We start from the raw sequence: 15,538 nt of genomic DNA, 5'->3' as shown, positions 1-15,538 counted from the left end.
GACGCCGCGTCCGGGGTGACGTTGTCGGCGAGGAATTGGGTGATCTGCTCGACGGTCTGGCCGTGCACAACGCGCCACACGACGATGTCCACCAGCGCTCGGGTGGTCGCGAACAGCGCCGCGTCCGCCGGATCGGTCACCTGGCGGGCGATCGCGTCGATCACGGCCTGCACGCGCGACCTGGGGAAAGCTGAGTTCGGGTCGGTGCTCATCGGGTCACCTCCACGAGGTCGAAGCGGTTGTGCAGTTCGGACCAGGCGGCGTGGTGGCGGCCGTCGGTGGTGTGCCATTGCCCGTCGGGGCCGTGGCACCAGCACCGCATCAGCCCGTCACGCACCTGCGGGCAATCGGCGGGTTCGGGTGCGGCGCCGAGCCCGGCGACCAGCCACACCCTCGGCCGCGCGGGCCGTGTGGCGGTGGGGTTCGGTGGCGGGTTCACAGCGACACCCCCGGAAAGTCGGTGATGTCCGACCAGTCCAGAACCAAGGACTCGTCGCCGGGACGCACCAAGCGATGTGTGCGGTTGACCAACTCGGCGACGTCGTCGCGGCGGAACACGACCGTGGCCGTGCCCGTCGAGCCCGTCAGGGCAAGCACCACCAGGTCGCCGCGCGCGGTGACGTGGATGGCCCCGGCGGCGTGGCCGGCGTGCCCGTGCCTCAGCGCGGCGGCCAGCAGGTCGCGGCTGACCATCCACTCCGTGCCGGGGTACAGATTGGAGAAGTCCAGCAGTACACCGAACGGCTCCTGCGGTCGATAAGTCGCCACCAGTTCCGCGTTCCCGACAGGCAAGCTCGCCTGAATGCGCATCGTCATCGCGTTCATCGGGTGCCTCCCTCAGTGGTGTCGTCGCTGGCCTGGCGGTCGCCCGGCACGGCGGACAGTTCGGCGTCCAGCCGCGCGAACGGGTCCTCGTCGAGACGGGTCGCGTCGGCCGAGATCACCGGACGCCACGCGCCGCTCGGGTCGTCGCTGGTCGTCTTCGTGCCGCTGAGGCGGTCGAGCGTGCGCTCGACCCACGGGTTGACCCGGTCGGCGACGGCGTTGAACCAATTCGCGAACCGCTCGATGTGCTCGTCCCGGCGCGTGACGACCCGTTCGCGCAGCTCGATCCAGCGCTCGCGGCGCTCGGCGGCCTTGACGTCGCCGCGCTTCCACGCCATCTGCAAGCGCCCGATCGCGGCGGGCATCCCCCGGCGCACGATCACCGCGTGCAGCTCCGGCAACTGCGAGATCTGCCCCGGCGAGAGCACCGGCACCAGCTGCGGAGTCCGCCCGGTCACATGCCCGTCGACGTCCTCGGTCTCGACCATCTCGTGCCGCTCGGACGTGAGCAGCGAATACGCCTTCAAGTCCTCGTCATCGCGGGACCCGGCAAGGATCAGCACCGTTGCGGAGTTCGTCATGATCGCCGCGCATCCGGTGTTACCCCACCGATCGCGCAGCTGAGCCCTGCTCTGCGCGCCGATGTGGATGGTGATGTTGCGCCCGCCCATGTCCGCGGTCCACTTGTCCAGCGGCACCGGCGACACGAGCGCGGCCTCGTCGAGCACCAGCGTCAGCGCCGGGTCCAGCCGCCCACCGGGCGACTCGGCCGCGATCCGGCGCGCCTCCCGCGCCAAGTGCGAGGTCAACGCTGCGACCAGCGACGCGGTGTGGCCTTCCTCGGCGCCGAGCATGTACACCGTGGCGCGCTGCTCCAGCAGTTCGGCGACGTCGAACGCGCCCCCAGGTGCCGCGGCGGCTTTCGCGTTCGGGTCGGTCAGCCACTCCAGCGCGGGCATGATCGTGGTCGTGATCGACGACCGCGTGCGGTCATTCGTGGTCAGGAACTGCTGAGCCGCAGTCGAAAACGACGGCTCCGGCGAGCGACGCAGCAGACGCAGCACCTCATCGGTCGAACCTTCCGGGTCCGCAACCCAGTCGGCCACATCGGTCATCGCGAGGTCGCCGACCGCAGCGGCATGCAGCAACGTCGCCAACGCGCGGCGGGCCTGCTTCACCCAGTGCTCACGGTCGGAATCCCCACCGTCAGCCGGGATCAAATCCGACGCGCGGTGCGTCGCGGTCACCGGGTTCTTGCACCCCGACAGAGGATCGAACGTAATCGTCGACGGCAGCTTGCCCAGCCCCGACGGGTTGAACACGTACACCGGCCCGCGCCGCTCACGCAGCTTCGCGGTCAGGTCGATCAGGTCCGTGCGGGTCGAGGTGGCGATCACCGCGCCCGGCGCGTCCAGAATCCGGCACGCCAGCTCACCGGTCTTACCCGAACGCGGACCACCGAACCGGGTCGTCACGTCCTCCGCCGGAGACCAGATCTTCTGCCAGCCAACCTTCGCGATCGGCGTGGCGTACTCGATCACCGGCACCCGTCGTCGCGTCCACCACATCGCACGGCGCAGCGACGGCTTGAGCACCTTCGCCTTGCGGCGCATCGCCGAAGCCGACGCCACCCGCCAGATCTGCCACCGCGACGCCACGCCACCATTCCGGCGCGAACGACGCGACCACCGGCTGATCAGCCCGCTCGAACCACGCCGACCACGCAGACCGGACGCCAGGCCGAACAACAGCACCGGCAGCCCCACCAGGCCCCACGGCCACGCGCCGTACCCCGGCGTCTCCACCGGAACCCAGCCCGCGAACCACACCGACAGACCAACCAGACCGGCCGACACCACCGACGCACGAGCCAAATTGCCCCGCGCCAGCTCAGCGGCACCAAACACAGCTGCGGCCACGCCCAGCGTGACCAACCACGGCCAGATGACCGCGACCTTGACGTGCGCGTCACTCAACGCCACACCAAGGAAAATCAGCACAGCCGCCACCAAGGCGGCACCAAAGGTGCGCATCAGGCCGCACCCCCAGCCGAGTTCGTGCGCCACGTGTCAACCCATTCGGCGACGTCGATGCAGTTGCCAGCGCCAACCGCAAAGTCGAGCAGTTGCTCGACGGCTTTCGCAGGGACCACATAGCGCCCCTGTCCCCCACCTCGGCGCAGGTGCAGAGCAGGAAAGGAGTCAGCCTGGATGAGGCGGTACACGTACTCCTGAGACACGCTGAGCAGCGCAGCAGCTTCAGGAACGGTGTACGTCGGCACGCCGTTCGTGCGCTTCCGCATGGCGTTCTGTAGAGCTACGTCGCGAAGCAACTCGCGACCGAGTCGCGGCTCGGATGTCGTAACTTGTTCTTGCATCTGAGACTCCAAATGTCCGGTGCGAGGCCCAGGCGGGGCGGCATCCCCGCCTGGGTCGCTTTGTCTGTGCCGGTTCCACCGTCGCCAACCTGTATAGGTTGGCTAGGCATGTTTGAAGTTACCCAGCATGGCTAGCCATGTCAATAGCTTGTCTAGGCTGGCTAGCCTGGCTTGCTCTACGGCCGTACCCTTGGCCCATGGAGCTCGACCCGGATGACCCGCGGCCGCCGTATCAGCAGGTTGCAAACGCGCTTCGCGCCGCGATCCTGACCAAGACGTTCAAGCCCGGCGAGAAGCTGCCATCTGGACCCGAGCTGTCTCAGCGGTTCGGCGTGGCACGAATGACCGTTCAGCAGGCAATTCGCCTGCTACGTGACGACGGCCTGGTCGTCTCGCGTCAGGGCAGTGGCGTCTACGTGCGGGAGCGGACGCAACGCCCCGTCGACCTGCGCTCGCACCTTGAGCGGGCGTTCGAACAGCCCAATGTGACAGTCGATTTCGCGGGCTTTTCAGGCGAGACGCTGCACGGTGCGATTACCGAACCCCTCGACAAGATTCGAGACGGTCGGCTTCGACCCGAGTCGGTCTCAGTGCGGTTGCTCGTCCCGGACCCCGGAAAGCCTTGGACGCTTCCAGCCCGCGTCGACGACCTCGCGGACAGTCCAGCGTTCCGAGCTCGCGCAGCACGCATTATGCAGCGTCACACACTTGCCGTGGTCGATGCGGTAAATGAGCTCGCCGAACTCGGCCTTGTACCGTCAGCCAGCGCTCAGGTGCGGATCAATCCGGCCGTGCCGTTGTTCAAGCTCTACCTGATCAACGATCAAGAAGCGTTCTTTGGCTACTACCCCGTCCAAGAGCACAGACTCAAGCTCGACGGCGAGGAAACTGCTATCTGGGACCTGATGGGCAAGGACGCCACACTTTTCCATCACTCCGGCGACGGAAACGAAGACAGCCTCGCCTCGCAGTTCATCCGGCAGTCGCGCATGTGGTTTGACTCGATCTGGACGACAGTCGGCAGGGACTACGAGCTATGAGCAGTAGCGCACTTGCTTCGGTTTTTGCAAGAACGTCTGCGATACTGCTCGACTTCGACGGGCCGGTCTGCTCCGTCTTCAGCGCCTTTTCCCCTGCCGCGGTTGCGCGTGAGCTTCGCGCTCGTCTCGACTTCGTCGACTTGCCTGTGACCAACGAGCCGTTCGAGATCCTCTACCACGTCGCGCAGTTCAAACCGCTGGCGGCGACCCGGGCGGAAGCGGAACTCGCCGAACTTGAGACCACGGCTGTGCGGAAGGCAGAGGCGACGCCGGGGGCGGACACCGTCCTCCGGCATTTCAAGGAGTCCGGCCGGCGCGTGGTGGTCGTCAGCAACAACTCGGCGGCGGCGGTCCGGGCCTACCTCGCACAGCACGACCTGGACCAGTACGTGACAGGTATAGCTTCAAGGGTTGACCCCAACCCTGCTCTGCTTAAGCCGCACCCCCACCTCCTGCTCGACGGCGCAAAAATTCTGGGCCTGGACATTCGTCAGTGCCTCATGCTCGGCGATTCGGCTACCGATATAGAGGCGGCGCGCTCGGCGACTGCACCAGTTGTCGCGTACGCCAACAAACCAGGGAAGCGCGAACGCTTCGAGCAGCTAGGGCCTGACGCGATCGTCGACGACATGACTGAACTGCTCGAAGTCGACGGTCGCTCTATGTCTGTTGTGAACGCTCCACACTAGACGCGCGCGGCTATGGCGACCGTCCCCCATGCTTCTGCGCGGGCGGTGTCAACCCCGAGCAGCTGAGCCAAATCGGCGACCTTGCGACCCGCCTTGAGTGCAAGAACCGCCACGTCGTACTCGACGTCGCCGGACACAGCACGCGGATCGATCAGCTGGAGCCCTGAAACGCCCCGAAGAACATTGCCGGACGACACGTCACCATGACAAAGGCGTCCAGACTCGTTGTCTACAAGCGCGGCAAGAACAGGCAGCGCGCGTTCGCGCTCCTTAAGGCCTGCGGCAGGGATGCCCGGCGGTAGGTCGACGACGCTGTCGTCGACCAGGCGCGCTTTCAGCCATAACGAGATCGGAGGAAATTCAAACGTGGCAGGCGCAGTTCTGAATGGACGCAAGAGCTCAGCGAGTTCGGGCAGGGATGCGGACCTGATCGCATGGGTGCCGGGTTGCACGCAGTCCATGACAGTCCATGTGCTGAACTCGAACTGGACCACATCGTGGACGGCAGGACCGATGCCGAGCTCAGCGAGTTGTCTAGCTGCAGCAGCTTGACGAGCGCCATCCGGGTCGGGAGTGGACTTCAGTACGAGCGGGCCAACGCTGCTGTTCACCGCCACCACGAGGCCGTAGCGTGCATTCAGTACTTCCGTTGGTTGGCAGTCGAAGCGGCGACAGAGTTCAACAAGCTCGCTGGCCACCGACGACTCCCAGTCCGCACCGCGATCCGGCCAACGTGCAGATACCGCGGCCACGACGGCGGGCGGAACGGTCAAGTCCATCGGTCAGCCTGCCGACTTCTTTGTTCGGCGTGGCGGAGTCAGCCGACCTCCCAGGAGGTCGGCGGCACGGCGGTCGGCCTCAGCGACCCAAGCCGCGTAGACGCGAAGAGTCGTTACTCCGCCTCCGCCATGACCGAGTCGGCCGGCGACGGTTCGGATATCCACCCCTGCGGTGATGAGTTCGGTGGCGGTGTAGTGCCGAAGGGCATGTAGATGGCTATCGATGCCGATTCCAGCGCACATACGGCCGTATCGATGGGTAACGCCCGACGGGTCGCAAGGTCGGTCATACGCATCCGCGTACGAGAAAAGGTAAGCGTCGGGCACCGGCGCGAGATCGAGCGCGCGCATGCGGTCTTCGTAGTGTGCGCGCAGGTCATGCAGAACGTCCACTGTGGCGGCGTCGAGCGCAATCCTTCTCGGCTTGTGGGTCTTGGTCTTGTGGACGGCCAACTCGCCCTTGTCGAAATCGACGTCCCGCCAGCGAATGCGAAGGAGTTCACCGCGGCGAACACCTGTGACCATAACCAACCACACGAGCGTTCCCCAGTTCTCGTCTTGCTCCCACGCGGCAGCAACGATCCGCCCGACTTCCTCAGGACTGGGCGGGTCGGGGTCCGGCGCCGGCGGCTTCGGCTTCCGAGCAATGTCGGCCGGGTTGCTTTTGATCCAGTCCCACCGCATGGCGGCTGCAAAGGTGCCGCTGAGCATGAAGTGCAACTTCAGGATCGTGGCTTTGCCGAGAGGGCGGCACGTGTGTGCAAGGCATTCCGTTACGACACAGCCGGTCGCGGCGCAATCATGGGGCGGATAGCCGCTGGCGGGTGGCCGACCTGGCGGACGCTTGTGCTTGACCGTCCTGCACTCGTGCGGCCCATCGACACGGTGCTCGACAAACGGCTTGCCGTCGCACCGAGCGCGGCAACGCCGCAGGTCGGCGTAAAACTCTTCGAGTACGCGGGCGCTTATCTTCGCGAGGGGGACAGCGCCGAGTGCGGGGTACAGGAAACGGCGGGCGTACATCTCGTACGTCTCGCGGGTACTGTCTTCGATTTCGAGCAAACGCAACCAGTCGGCGAGCGCAATCCGAAGCGTGCCCTTCGTACGGGCGTGGCGTTCCTCGTCAACCTGGGCTACAAGGCGAGTGAGGATGCGCTCGGCTTCGTTCTCGTCGTCCGTCGACTCGGTGAGGTACAGGCGTTTGCCGGTCAGCGGATCGAGTCCGGCGTAGACCCGAACGCGCAGCGATCCACCGCGGCGCTCGATTTCGCCACGCCCACGACTCTTGCTGGTCGACCGTTTGGCCATGTGACGATCTTACTCGCTCCCACCATAGCTCCCAGTTGTCAACTGAAAGCGTGGGAACCGGCGCTAAACGCCTGGTCAGGCTATGTGGAGCTGAGGGGAATCGAACCCCTGACCCCCGCCTTGCAAAGGCGGTGCTCTACCAATTGAGCTACAGCCCCGGACGTGGGCGACTCGCGTCACCCACGGGGAAGATTCAGTTGTTGGCCGCGTCCGAGGAGCTCGCCTTGGCGGGCGCGCTGCCGTTGGTGGAGACGGCGCCGAGCGGGCGCTCGGTCGGGGCGGTGGCCTCGCGCCACAGGTCGGCCTCGGCCTTCGCAGCCTTGTTCCGCTTGACCACGAACAACACGGCGCCTGCGACGGCGGCGAGTGCCAGCAGCTTCTTCACGGTGAAGCCCCCTCTTCCTCGACAACTTGCTCGGCTTGCTTTGCCATGTTACAAGACGGCTGTCCGACGGGTTGGCACCGGTGTCTTGTTCCACGTGGAACAAGGTCAGCCCAGCCGGTGCCGCCGGAAGTGGGAGTCCAGCACATCGAAGTCGAGGGCGTTGGCATCGCAACCGTTGTGAATGGTCAGCTGGCCTTCGCTGAAGACGAACCCGACAGCGAGGTCGCCGCCAGCGTCCCGCTCCAGCAGCAGGACGGTCTTCAAGGTCTGTCCCCGCAGCGCGGACAGACCTTCGGAGACGTCGTCACGCCAGACACTGGGAACCTCGGCCTTGCTCGACCATCTCACCGGTTGCTCAAGGTCGATCACGTTCCAGGTGATCGACAGGTCGGTGTATTTCTGGTGGTTGAACTCGACGTGGTCGCCTTCGAAGTCGAGCACGACCGGACAGTCGGAGAACCATCTCTCCCAGGTGGGTTCCCAGACGAGCCAACTGTTCGTGAGTGTCCGCCCGGTCAGCGAGGCCAGTCGCTCGCCGTGTGCCGCAGTGAGCTCGGGCACCGTGTTGAGCCACTTCGGCTGATACCCGTCGATCCCGAAGTCGTATTCACCCATTGCCACCCCCACGGCAAACAAGAAAGCCGGTCCGCGAATGCGAACCGGCTTTCCATCGGGTGGGCCCACCAGGACTTGAACCTGGGACCTCTTCGTTATCAGCGAAGCGCTCTAACCACCTGAGCTATGGGCCCGTGGAACGAAAAGTAGATTACAGGACGCCCGGGAGCGCCCTGCAACCGGGTTACTCTCGCTCCGACAGGGTGACCTCGAGACCGCCTGCGAGGTCCGCCGAGACGTTGTAGATGAACGCGCTGACCGTGGCCAACGCCGACACCAGGACGATGTTGATCGCGCCGAGGATGGCCGCGATTCCGAAGACGCGACCGGCGCTGATCAGCGGATCCGTGGGTGCGTTGGCGCCTTCGCCGCCGACGAGCGACGAGTAGGTGCCGTTGAGCTTGTCCCAGACGCCCATGCCGTCGAGGACGGTGTAGAGGACGCCGACGGCGACCAGCCAGACGAAGAACATCGCCAGGCCGAGCACCAGTGAGAGCTTGAGCACAGACCACGGGTCGAAGCGCTTGATCTGCAGGCTGGCTCGGCGGGGGCCGCGGCCGGGGCGGCGCAGTGCCGTCGGCGCCGGCCGGGAACGAGACGCGGACGGGATGGCCGTCTCGCGGGTTTTCTCGTCCTCGGCCGCGTCGCCGAAGAGGCGGCGTGCCGCTGTGCCGGTGACCGCAGGGAAGTCGCCGGTGCCAGGGTGGTAGTCCTGGGAAGCCGCCGGGACGTCCTCCTGCTTCATGCGAATCGTCTCGTCGGTGTCGGCCACAGCCTGACCTTCGTGCTCCTCGGCGGGCGAGCCGTTGCCGTCACGCTGCCAGGGCGGCGCCGAAACGCCGGTCGTTTCGGACTTGTCGGATGGTGTCACGAAGAGTCAATCCTTACCCGTGCTCGGCACCGCTAGTTCTCCGGCGCTGTCGTGGTGTCTTCTTCTCCTTCATCATTACTACCGTTGGCGACGTCTGAGGGCTCGTCCGCGTTGCGTGCCACGGCGAGAAGAGTTGTTCCTTCGCCGAGATTCATCAAGCGAACGCCCTTGGTCTGCCGACCGGCCTTGCGCACCTGGTCCGCCGGAGTCCTGATGACACCGCCACTGGAGGTGATGGCGTAGAGCTCGTCGTCGACGTCGACGATGAGCGCTCCCACCAGCCTGCCACGTCGCTGGTCATGCTGGATGGTGAGCACGCCCTTGCCGCCGCGGCCCTGGACCGGGTAGTCCTCGATCGGGGTCCGCTTGCCGTATCCGCCGTCGGTCGCGACCAGCAGGAACTTCTCCGGCTTGACCACGCTGATGGCGAGCAGCTCGTCACCGTCGTTGAAGCGCATGCCGAGCACACCTGACGTCGCACGGCCCATCGGGCGGAGCGCCTCGTCGGTGGCGTGGAAGCGGATGGACTGGCCGCCCGCCGAAACCAGCAGCAGGTCGTCTTCCGCGGCCGCGAGCACGGCGCCGACCAGTTCGTCCTCTTCGCGCAGGTTGATGGCGATGAGGCCGCCAGCGCGGTTGGAGTCGAAGTCGGTCAGCTTGGTCTTCTTGACGAGACCCTTCTGCGTGGCGAGCACCAGGTACGGCGCGACCTCGTAGTTGGGGATCTCGATGACCTGGGCGATCTGCTCGTCCGGCTGGAACGCGAGCAGGTTCGCGACATGCTGGCCGCGCGCGTTGCGGTTCGCCTCCGGCAGCTCGTACGCCTTGGCGCGGTAGACCCGGCCCTTGTTCGTGAAGAACAGGATCCAGTCGTGCGTGGAGCAGACGAAGAAGTGCTGGACGATGTCGTCCTGCTTCAGCGTCGCGCCCTGCACGCCCTTGCCGCCGCGCTTCTGCGAACGGTAGAGGTCGGTCTTGGTGCGCTTCGCGTAGCCGGTGCGGGTGATCGTGACGACCACGTCCTCGACCGCGATCAGGTCTTCGATCGACACGTCGCCGTCGAACGGGATGATCTGGGTGCGCCGGTCGTCGCCGTACTTGTCGACGATCTCCATGAGCTCGTCACGGATGATCTGCCGCTGACGCTCCGGGCGGGCCAGGATGTCGTTCAGGTCCGCGATCGTCTCTTCGATCTCGGCCAGCTCGTCGATGATCTTCTGACGTTCCAGTGCGGCCAGGCGGCGCAGCTGCATGTCGAGGATCGCGGTGGCCTGGATCTCGTCGATCTCGAGCAGGTTCATCAGGCCGGGCCTGGCCTCGTCGGCCGACGGCGAGCGCCGGATCAGCGCGATGACCTCGTCGAGCATGTCGAGGGCCTTGACCAGGCCGCGCAGGATGTGGGCCCGCTCCTCGGCCTTGCGCAGGCGGTACTTGGTCCGCCGGACGATGACCTCGACCTGGTGGTTCACGTAGTGGCGGATCATCTGGTCGAGCCGCAGGGTGCGCGGAACGCCGTCGACCAGCGCCAGCATGTTGACGCCGAAGTTGTACTGCAGCTGGGTGTGCTTGTAGAGGTTGTTCAGCACGACCTTGGCGACCGCGTCCCGCTTGAGCGTGATCACGATGCGCATGCCCTTGCGGCTGTTCGACTCGTCCGCGATGTCGGCGATGCCGGTGAGCTTCCCGTCGCGCACCAGCGCGGCGATGTTCTCGACCAGGTTGTCCGGGTTCACCTGGAACGGCAGCTCGGTGACCACCAGGATCGTGCGACCCTTGGCGTCCTCGTCGACCTCGACGACCGCGCGCATCCGGACCGAACCGCGGCCGGTGCGGTACGCGTCCTCGATGCCGGAGCCGCCGAGGATCAGGCCCCTGGTCGGGAAGTCCGGCCCCTTGATCCGCTGCAGCAGCGCCGCGAGCAGCTCGTCGTCGGTCGCGTCCCAGTTCTCCAGCGCCCAGACGACGCCGTCGGAGACCTCGCGCAGGTTGTGCGGCGGGATGTTGGTCGCCATCCCGACCGCGATGCCGGAACCACCGTTGACCAGCAGGTTCGGGAATCGGGCGGGCAGTACGTCCGGCTCCTGCGTGCGGCCGTCGTAGTTGTCGGAGAAGTCGACGGTGTCCTCGTCGATGCCGGCCAGCATCTGCATGGCCAGCGGCGCGAGGCGCGACTCGGTGTACCGCATGGCGGCCGCGGGGTCGTTGCCGGGCGAACCGAAGTTGCCCTGGCCGTCGATCAGCGGGTACCGCATCGACCACGGCTGCGCGAGGCGGACCAGCGCGTCGTAGATCGCCGAGTCACCGTGCGGGTGATAGTTGCCCATCACGTCGCCGACGACGCGCGAGCACTTGTTGTACCCGCGGTCGGGGCGGAAGCCCGAGTCGAACATCGAGTACAGCACGCGACGGTGCACCGGCTTGAGGCCGTCGCGGACGTCGGGCAGCGCGCGGGACACGATCACGCTCATCGCGTAGTCGATGTACGAACGCTGCATCTCGTGCTGGATGTCGACCGGTTCGACGCGGTCGTGTTCCGGCGGCAAGGTCTCCGTCATGTGGTCCTTCTCGTTCTGGACGGGCTAGGGAAGTCGGGGTGGACTACACGTCCAGGAAGCGGACATCCTTGGCATTGCGGGTGATGAAGGAACGGCGTGCCTCGACGTCCTCGCCCATGAGCACCGAGAACAGGTCGTCGGCCTGCGCGGCGTCGTCGAGGGTGACCTGGCCGAGCAGCCGGTTGGCCGGGTCCATCGTGGTCTCCCACAGTTCTTCGGCGTTCATCTCGCCGAGACCCTTGTACCGCTGGATCGCGTCGTCCTTGGGGAGCTTCTTGCCGTTCTCCACGCCCTGGCGGATCAGCGCGTCGCGCTCGCGGTCGGAGTAGGCGTACTCCGGGTCCTGCCGGGGCCACTTGATCTTGTACAGCGGCGGCCGCGAGAGGAAGACGTGACCGTGCTCGATCAGCGGGGTCATGAAGCGGAACAGGAAGGTGAGCAGCAGCGTGGTGATGTGCTGGCCGTCGACGTCGGCGTCGGCCATCAGCACGATCTTGTGATAGCGCAGCTTCTCGAGCTCGAAGTCGTCGTGGATACCGGTGCCGAGCGCGGTGATCAGCGACTGGACCTCGGTGTTCTTGAGCACCCGGTCGATACGGGCCTTCTCGACGTTGATGATCTTGCCTCGGATCGGCAGGATCGCCTGGTACATCGAGTCGCGGCCTTCCTTGGCCGAGCCGCCTGCCGAGTCACCCTCGACGATGTAGAGCTCGCACTCCTCCGGGTTGGTGGAGCGGCAGTCCTTCAGCTTGCCCGGCAGACCGCCGATCTCCAGCGCGCCCTTGCGGCGGACCAGGTCGCGTGCCTTGCGCGCGGCCATCCGGGCCTGCGCGCTGGACAGCGACTTGTTGATGATCGTCTTGGCCTCGGCCGGGTTCGCCTCGAACCAGTGGCTCAGCCACTCGTTGGACGTCGTCTGCACGAAGGACTTCGCCTCGCTGTTGCCCAGCTTGGTCTTGGTCTGGCCCTCGAACTGCGGCTCGGACAGCTTGATCGAGACGATCGCGGCGAGACCCTCGCGCACGTCGTCGCCGGTCAGGTTGCCGTCCTTCTCCTTGAGCAGCTTCTTGTCGCGCGCGTACGCGTTGACGACGCGGGTCAGCGCGGCGCGGAAGCCCTCTTCGTGGGTGCCGCCCTCGTGCGTGTTGATCGTGTTGGCGAAGGTGTACACGGACGGGGTGAACCCGTCGTTCCACTGCATCGCCACCTCGACCTCGAGGCCGGGGCCCTTGGCCTCGAACGCGATCACGTTCTTGTGGATCGGGTCCTTGCTGCCGTTGATGTGCTTGACGAAGTCCTCGAGCCCGCCCGGGTAGTGGTACGTGCGCTCCTTGATGCGCGCGCTCTTGCCCTCGGCGTCGGCTTCGGTGTCCTCGTCGGTGACGCGCTCGTCGCGCAGGGAGATGGTGAGGCCCTTGTTCAGGAAGGCCATCTCCTGGAGGCGCCGCGAGATCGTCTCGAAGTTGTAGGTCGTCGTCTCGAAGATGTCACCGTCGGCCCAGAACGTGATCGTGGTGCCGGTGTCGGACGCCGGCGCGAGGTCTTCGAGCTCGCCGGGCACCTGGTTCGTGTAGAGCTGACGCCAGCTCCGGCCGTCGGTCTTGACCTCGGCGAGCAGCTTGGTGGACAGCGCGTTCACCACGGAGATGCCGACACCGTGCAGACCGCCGGACACCGCGTAGGAGTCGCTGTCGAACTTGCCACCCGCGTGCAGCTGGGTGAGGACGACCTCCATGGTCGGCTTGCCCTCGGTGGGGTGCATCCCGACCGGGATACCTCGGCCGTCGTCGACGACACGTACCCCGCCATCGGCGAGGAGGGTAACCTCTACCTTGGTCGCGTAGCCCGCCATCGCCTCGTCGACGGAGTTGTCGACGACCTCCTGGACGAGGTGGTGCAGGCCGCGTTCGGCTGTGGAACCGATGTACATACCTGGCCGCTTGCGTACCGCTTCGAGGCCTTCGAGCACGGTGATGGACGACGCGTTGTACTCGCTCTTGTTCTCGGTCACCGGCGCTGAATCTCCTCGTCTCGCCCGAGTCGGACGTTCTCTAGCAACATCCTACTTGGCCACGTCCGCTGGCATGCGGCAAGGACACCTCTATTTTCCTCACAGGCGCACGAACTTGGCCTTGACCGACTCCGGTTGTAGCTCAGTGTCAAGTCGAGGCGTCTCGGCGCACTGAAGTCTGTCAGCCGTAAGTGTCGCGCGGACCGCGTCCTGGCACGTGGCGCAACCCTTTGCGCCAGCTCGGCGCGGTCGGGCCCTGAATACGCATCCGCTTGACGACACCATGGCCCACACCTGCGGCGATCTTCGCGAGAAGCTGCCCCTGCAGCAACCGGAGCTGGGTCGCCCAGGCGGTGGAACTCGCGCGAACGGTCAGTTCGCCGTCCTTCAGCGCGACCGGCTGGGCGTGCTCGGCGACGTCCTCGCCGACGAGTTTTCCCCACTGCCCGAAGACCTGGCCGGTGGACAACCTGGTGCTCCAGCCGTGCTCCAGCGCGATCCGCGAAGCGAGCCTGCCGAGCGGCTGCGGGTCGCGGGTGTCGGCGCCCGGCCCTGACCAGCGACGACGGCGTGGGCTCTGCCCGCCGGAACCACCCACACGAGGCTTACGGGTGCCTGGGGACACCCCGCGGGCCTTGGCTTTCTCACGGGCGGCGTCCAAAGCGGACTGGACAAGATCACGTCCGGGGGACCTGGCAGGCTCCGCCCCGTTCGGCGCAGCGCTTTTGTCACCCTGCGTGCGCGAATTAGGTGCCTTGGCCGCCCGCTCACCCGTGTGGGTTAAGTCAAGTGTCCTATCTGGCCCTTTGGTCACGCCGGGCCATAACTCGTTCCCGGTGTTATCCACACTATCCACAGGTTTGTCCCCAGATCGGTGGGTAAACGTTGTGGACGCGATCACCCCGCGTGGCGAAGTCGATCACATCATCCACTGGTGAGCTCTCCATCGGCCACCTTGAACCGGCGTCCGGCCAGTTCAGCGGGTACGTCCTCTTCCACAGCGGCCGTCACGAGCACCTGCTCGGCTCCGGCCGCGACCTCCGCCAGCCGGGAACGGCGGCGGCGATCCAGTTCCGCGAACACATCATCGAGCAACAACACCGGTTCGCCCGCTTCGCCACGCAGAAGCTCATAGCTTCCCAGGCGCAACGCGAGCGCGAACGACCAGGACTCCCCATGGCTCGCGTAGCCCTTCGCGGGCATCTCGCCCAAGATCAGCTCCAGCTCGTCGCGATGCGGTCCGACCAGGCTGATCCCGCGTTCGAGCTCGGCCTTGCGCGAATCCGCCATCGCCTGGGTCAGCAACCCGGCCAGCGTCTCGGGATCCGCTCGCTCGCCGTCCGGCACCCCGTACTCCGCAGGCAGCGCTTCGCCGAGACTCGACTTGTAGGCGATCTTCGCCGGTCTCGAGTCAGGCGCGACGCCCATGTACGCGGCCGCCGCGTGCGGGCCGAGGTCCGCGACGAGGTTCAGCCGCGCCGCGAGCAGCTGCGCGCCGGCCGCGGCGAGGTGGTTGTCCCAGACTTCGAGCGTCGAAAGCGCGTACGGGTCTTCACGGCCCGTGCCCTTTCGCTTGCCTGCCGTCTTGAGAAGCGCGTTGCGCTGCTTAAGCACCTTCTCGTAGTCCGACCGCACGCCTGCGTAGCGCGGCGCGCGTTGCACGAGCAGGTCATCGAGGAACCGGCGCCGCTCGCCGGGGTCGCCGCGCACGAGCGCGAGGTCTTCCGGTGAGAACAGCACCGTCCGCAGGATGCCCAGCACGTCACGCGGCTTGCCGACCGCGCCCCGGTTCACCCGCGCGCGGTTGGCCCGCCCGGCGGTGACCTCGAGCTCGACGGTCAGTTCGCGATCGTCGTTGACGACGGCGACCCTGATCAGCGCGCGTTCACAGCCGTACCGGATCAGCGGTGCGTCGGTGGCGACGCGGTGCGAGCCGAGCGTGGCGACGTACCCGATGGCTTCGAGCAGGTTCGTCTTGCCCCTGCCGTTCTGCCCCACGAGCACGGTCGGCCCCGGCTCGAGCGGCAGGTCGGCGTGCGGCCACGACCGGAAGTCGGTGACCTGGAGATGTCTGAGGTACACG

The 15,538-nt window shown here is 66.3% G+C and carries 16 protein-coding genes and 2 tRNA genes; 2 read left to right on the top strand and 16 right to left on the bottom strand.

What is annotated here, in order from left to right; genetic code table 11:
- From ACFV15_RS02180 to ACFV15_RS02160, 5 genes are all read right to left on the bottom strand, one after another.
- A partial coding sequence (locus ACFV15_RS02180) for a hypothetical protein (RefSeq protein ID WP_378348278.1) occupies nucleotides 1-212 on the bottom strand: 212 nt, incomplete at its 3' end.
- Entirely contained in the window at nucleotides 209-439 is a 231-nt protein-coding gene (locus tag ACFV15_RS02175) for a hypothetical protein (protein ID WP_378348277.1), read from the bottom strand. The genes ACFV15_RS02175 and ACFV15_RS02180, both read right to left, overlap by 4 nt.
- Nucleotides 436-825 carry an SsgA family sporulation/cell division regulator gene (locus ACFV15_RS02170; RefSeq protein WP_378348276.1) on the bottom strand — a complete coding sequence of 130 codons (390 nt, stop codon included), beginning with the start codon at nucleotides 823-825 and terminating at the stop codon, nucleotides 436-438. Before ACFV15_RS02170 ends, ACFV15_RS02175 begins: the two co-directional genes overlap by 4 nt.
- Nucleotides 822-2,858, bottom strand: a complete 2,037-nt coding sequence (locus ACFV15_RS02165) for a type IV secretory system conjugative DNA transfer family protein (protein WP_378348275.1) — start codon at nucleotides 2,856-2,858, stop codon at nucleotides 822-824. The genes ACFV15_RS02170 and ACFV15_RS02165 overlap by 4 nt, the downstream gene beginning before the upstream one ends.
- Nucleotides 2,858-3,127 (bottom strand): helix-turn-helix domain-containing protein, encoded by a 270-nt coding sequence (locus ACFV15_RS02160; protein WP_378348274.1) that lies wholly within the window; start codon nucleotides 3,125-3,127, stop codon nucleotides 2,858-2,860. The genes ACFV15_RS02165 and ACFV15_RS02160 overlap by 1 nt, the downstream gene beginning before the upstream one ends.
- A 272-nt stretch (nucleotides 3,128-3,399) precedes the next feature.
- Here ACFV15_RS02160 and ACFV15_RS02155 point away from each other — a divergent pair, with 272 nt between their 5' ends.
- Nucleotides 3,400-4,242 (top strand): GntR family transcriptional regulator, encoded by an 843-nt coding sequence (locus tag ACFV15_RS02155; protein WP_378348273.1) that lies wholly within the window; start codon nucleotides 3,400-3,402, stop codon nucleotides 4,240-4,242.
- The gene (locus ACFV15_RS02150; protein ID WP_378348272.1) at nucleotides 4,239-4,931 is read left to right on the top strand and encodes an HAD family hydrolase; all 693 of its coding nucleotides are present in this window, start codon (nucleotides 4,239-4,241) and stop codon (nucleotides 4,929-4,931) included. The genes ACFV15_RS02155 and ACFV15_RS02150 overlap by 4 nt, the downstream gene beginning before the upstream one ends.
- Here the strand turns inward: ACFV15_RS02150 and ACFV15_RS02145 are convergent.
- The 11 genes from ACFV15_RS02145 to recF all read right to left on the bottom strand — a co-directional run bounded on the left by ACFV15_RS02145 (nucleotide 4,928) and on the right by recF (nucleotide 15,537).
- The gene (locus tag ACFV15_RS02145; protein ID WP_378348271.1) at nucleotides 4,928-5,710 is read right to left on the bottom strand and encodes a phosphotransferase; all 783 of its coding nucleotides are present in this window, start codon (nucleotides 5,708-5,710) and stop codon (nucleotides 4,928-4,930) included. The genes ACFV15_RS02150 and ACFV15_RS02145 overlap by 4 nt on opposite strands.
- 3 nt (nucleotides 5,711-5,713) lie before the next feature.
- Complete coding sequence (locus ACFV15_RS02140) at nucleotides 5,714-7,018, bottom strand: tyrosine-type recombinase/integrase (protein WP_378348270.1); 1,305 nt, start codon at nucleotides 7,016-7,018, stop codon at nucleotides 5,714-5,716.
- 85 nt (nucleotides 7,019-7,103) lie between these two features.
- Nucleotides 7,104-7,176: transfer RNA gene (locus ACFV15_RS02135), tRNA-Ala, on the bottom strand.
- A 35-nt stretch (nucleotides 7,177-7,211) separates the two neighbouring features.
- Nucleotides 7,212-7,403 (bottom strand): DLW-39 family protein, encoded by a 192-nt coding sequence (locus tag ACFV15_RS02130; protein WP_378348269.1) that lies wholly within the window; start codon nucleotides 7,401-7,403, stop codon nucleotides 7,212-7,214.
- A 105-nt stretch (nucleotides 7,404-7,508) separates the two neighbouring features.
- Nucleotides 7,509-8,018: a hypothetical protein gene (locus tag ACFV15_RS02125; protein WP_378348268.1), complete on the bottom strand. Its 510-nt coding sequence runs from the start codon at nucleotides 8,016-8,018 to the stop codon at nucleotides 7,509-7,511.
- Nucleotides 8,019-8,078: 60 nt separating this feature from the next.
- Nucleotides 8,079-8,152 (bottom strand) — tRNA-Ile (locus tag ACFV15_RS02120).
- A 50-nt stretch (nucleotides 8,153-8,202) separates the two neighbouring features.
- Entirely contained in the window at nucleotides 8,203-8,889 is a 687-nt protein-coding gene (locus tag ACFV15_RS02115; protein ID WP_378348267.1) for a DUF3566 domain-containing protein, read from the bottom strand.
- Nucleotides 8,890-8,921: 32 nt separating this feature from the next.
- Complete coding sequence (gene gyrA / locus ACFV15_RS02110) at nucleotides 8,922-11,444, bottom strand: DNA gyrase subunit A (protein WP_378348266.1); 2,523 nt, start codon at nucleotides 11,442-11,444, stop codon at nucleotides 8,922-8,924.
- A gap of 43 nt (nucleotides 11,445-11,487) precedes the next feature.
- The gene (gyrB, locus tag ACFV15_RS02105; protein WP_378348265.1) at nucleotides 11,488-13,455 is read right to left on the bottom strand and encodes a DNA topoisomerase (ATP-hydrolyzing) subunit B; all 1,968 of its coding nucleotides are present in this window, start codon (nucleotides 13,453-13,455) and stop codon (nucleotides 11,488-11,490) included.
- A 181-nt stretch (nucleotides 13,456-13,636) separates the two neighbouring features.
- Nucleotides 13,637-14,269, bottom strand: coding sequence for a DciA family protein (locus ACFV15_RS02100; protein WP_378348264.1), 633 nt, complete (start codon nucleotides 14,267-14,269; stop codon nucleotides 13,637-13,639).
- A 110-nt stretch (nucleotides 14,270-14,379) separates the two neighbouring features.
- Complete coding sequence (recF, locus tag ACFV15_RS02095) at nucleotides 14,380-15,537, bottom strand: DNA replication/repair protein RecF (protein WP_378348263.1); 1,158 nt, start codon at nucleotides 15,535-15,537, stop codon at nucleotides 14,380-14,382.
- Between the last annotated feature and the right edge of the window lies 1 nt (nucleotide 15,538).

The sequence above is a fragment of the Amycolatopsis sp. NPDC059657 genome (assembly GCF_042734395.1).
GTDB lineage: Bacteria > Actinomycetota > Actinomycetes > Mycobacteriales > Pseudonocardiaceae > Amycolatopsis.
This window is presented reverse-complemented; position numbering and strand designations above follow the sequence as displayed.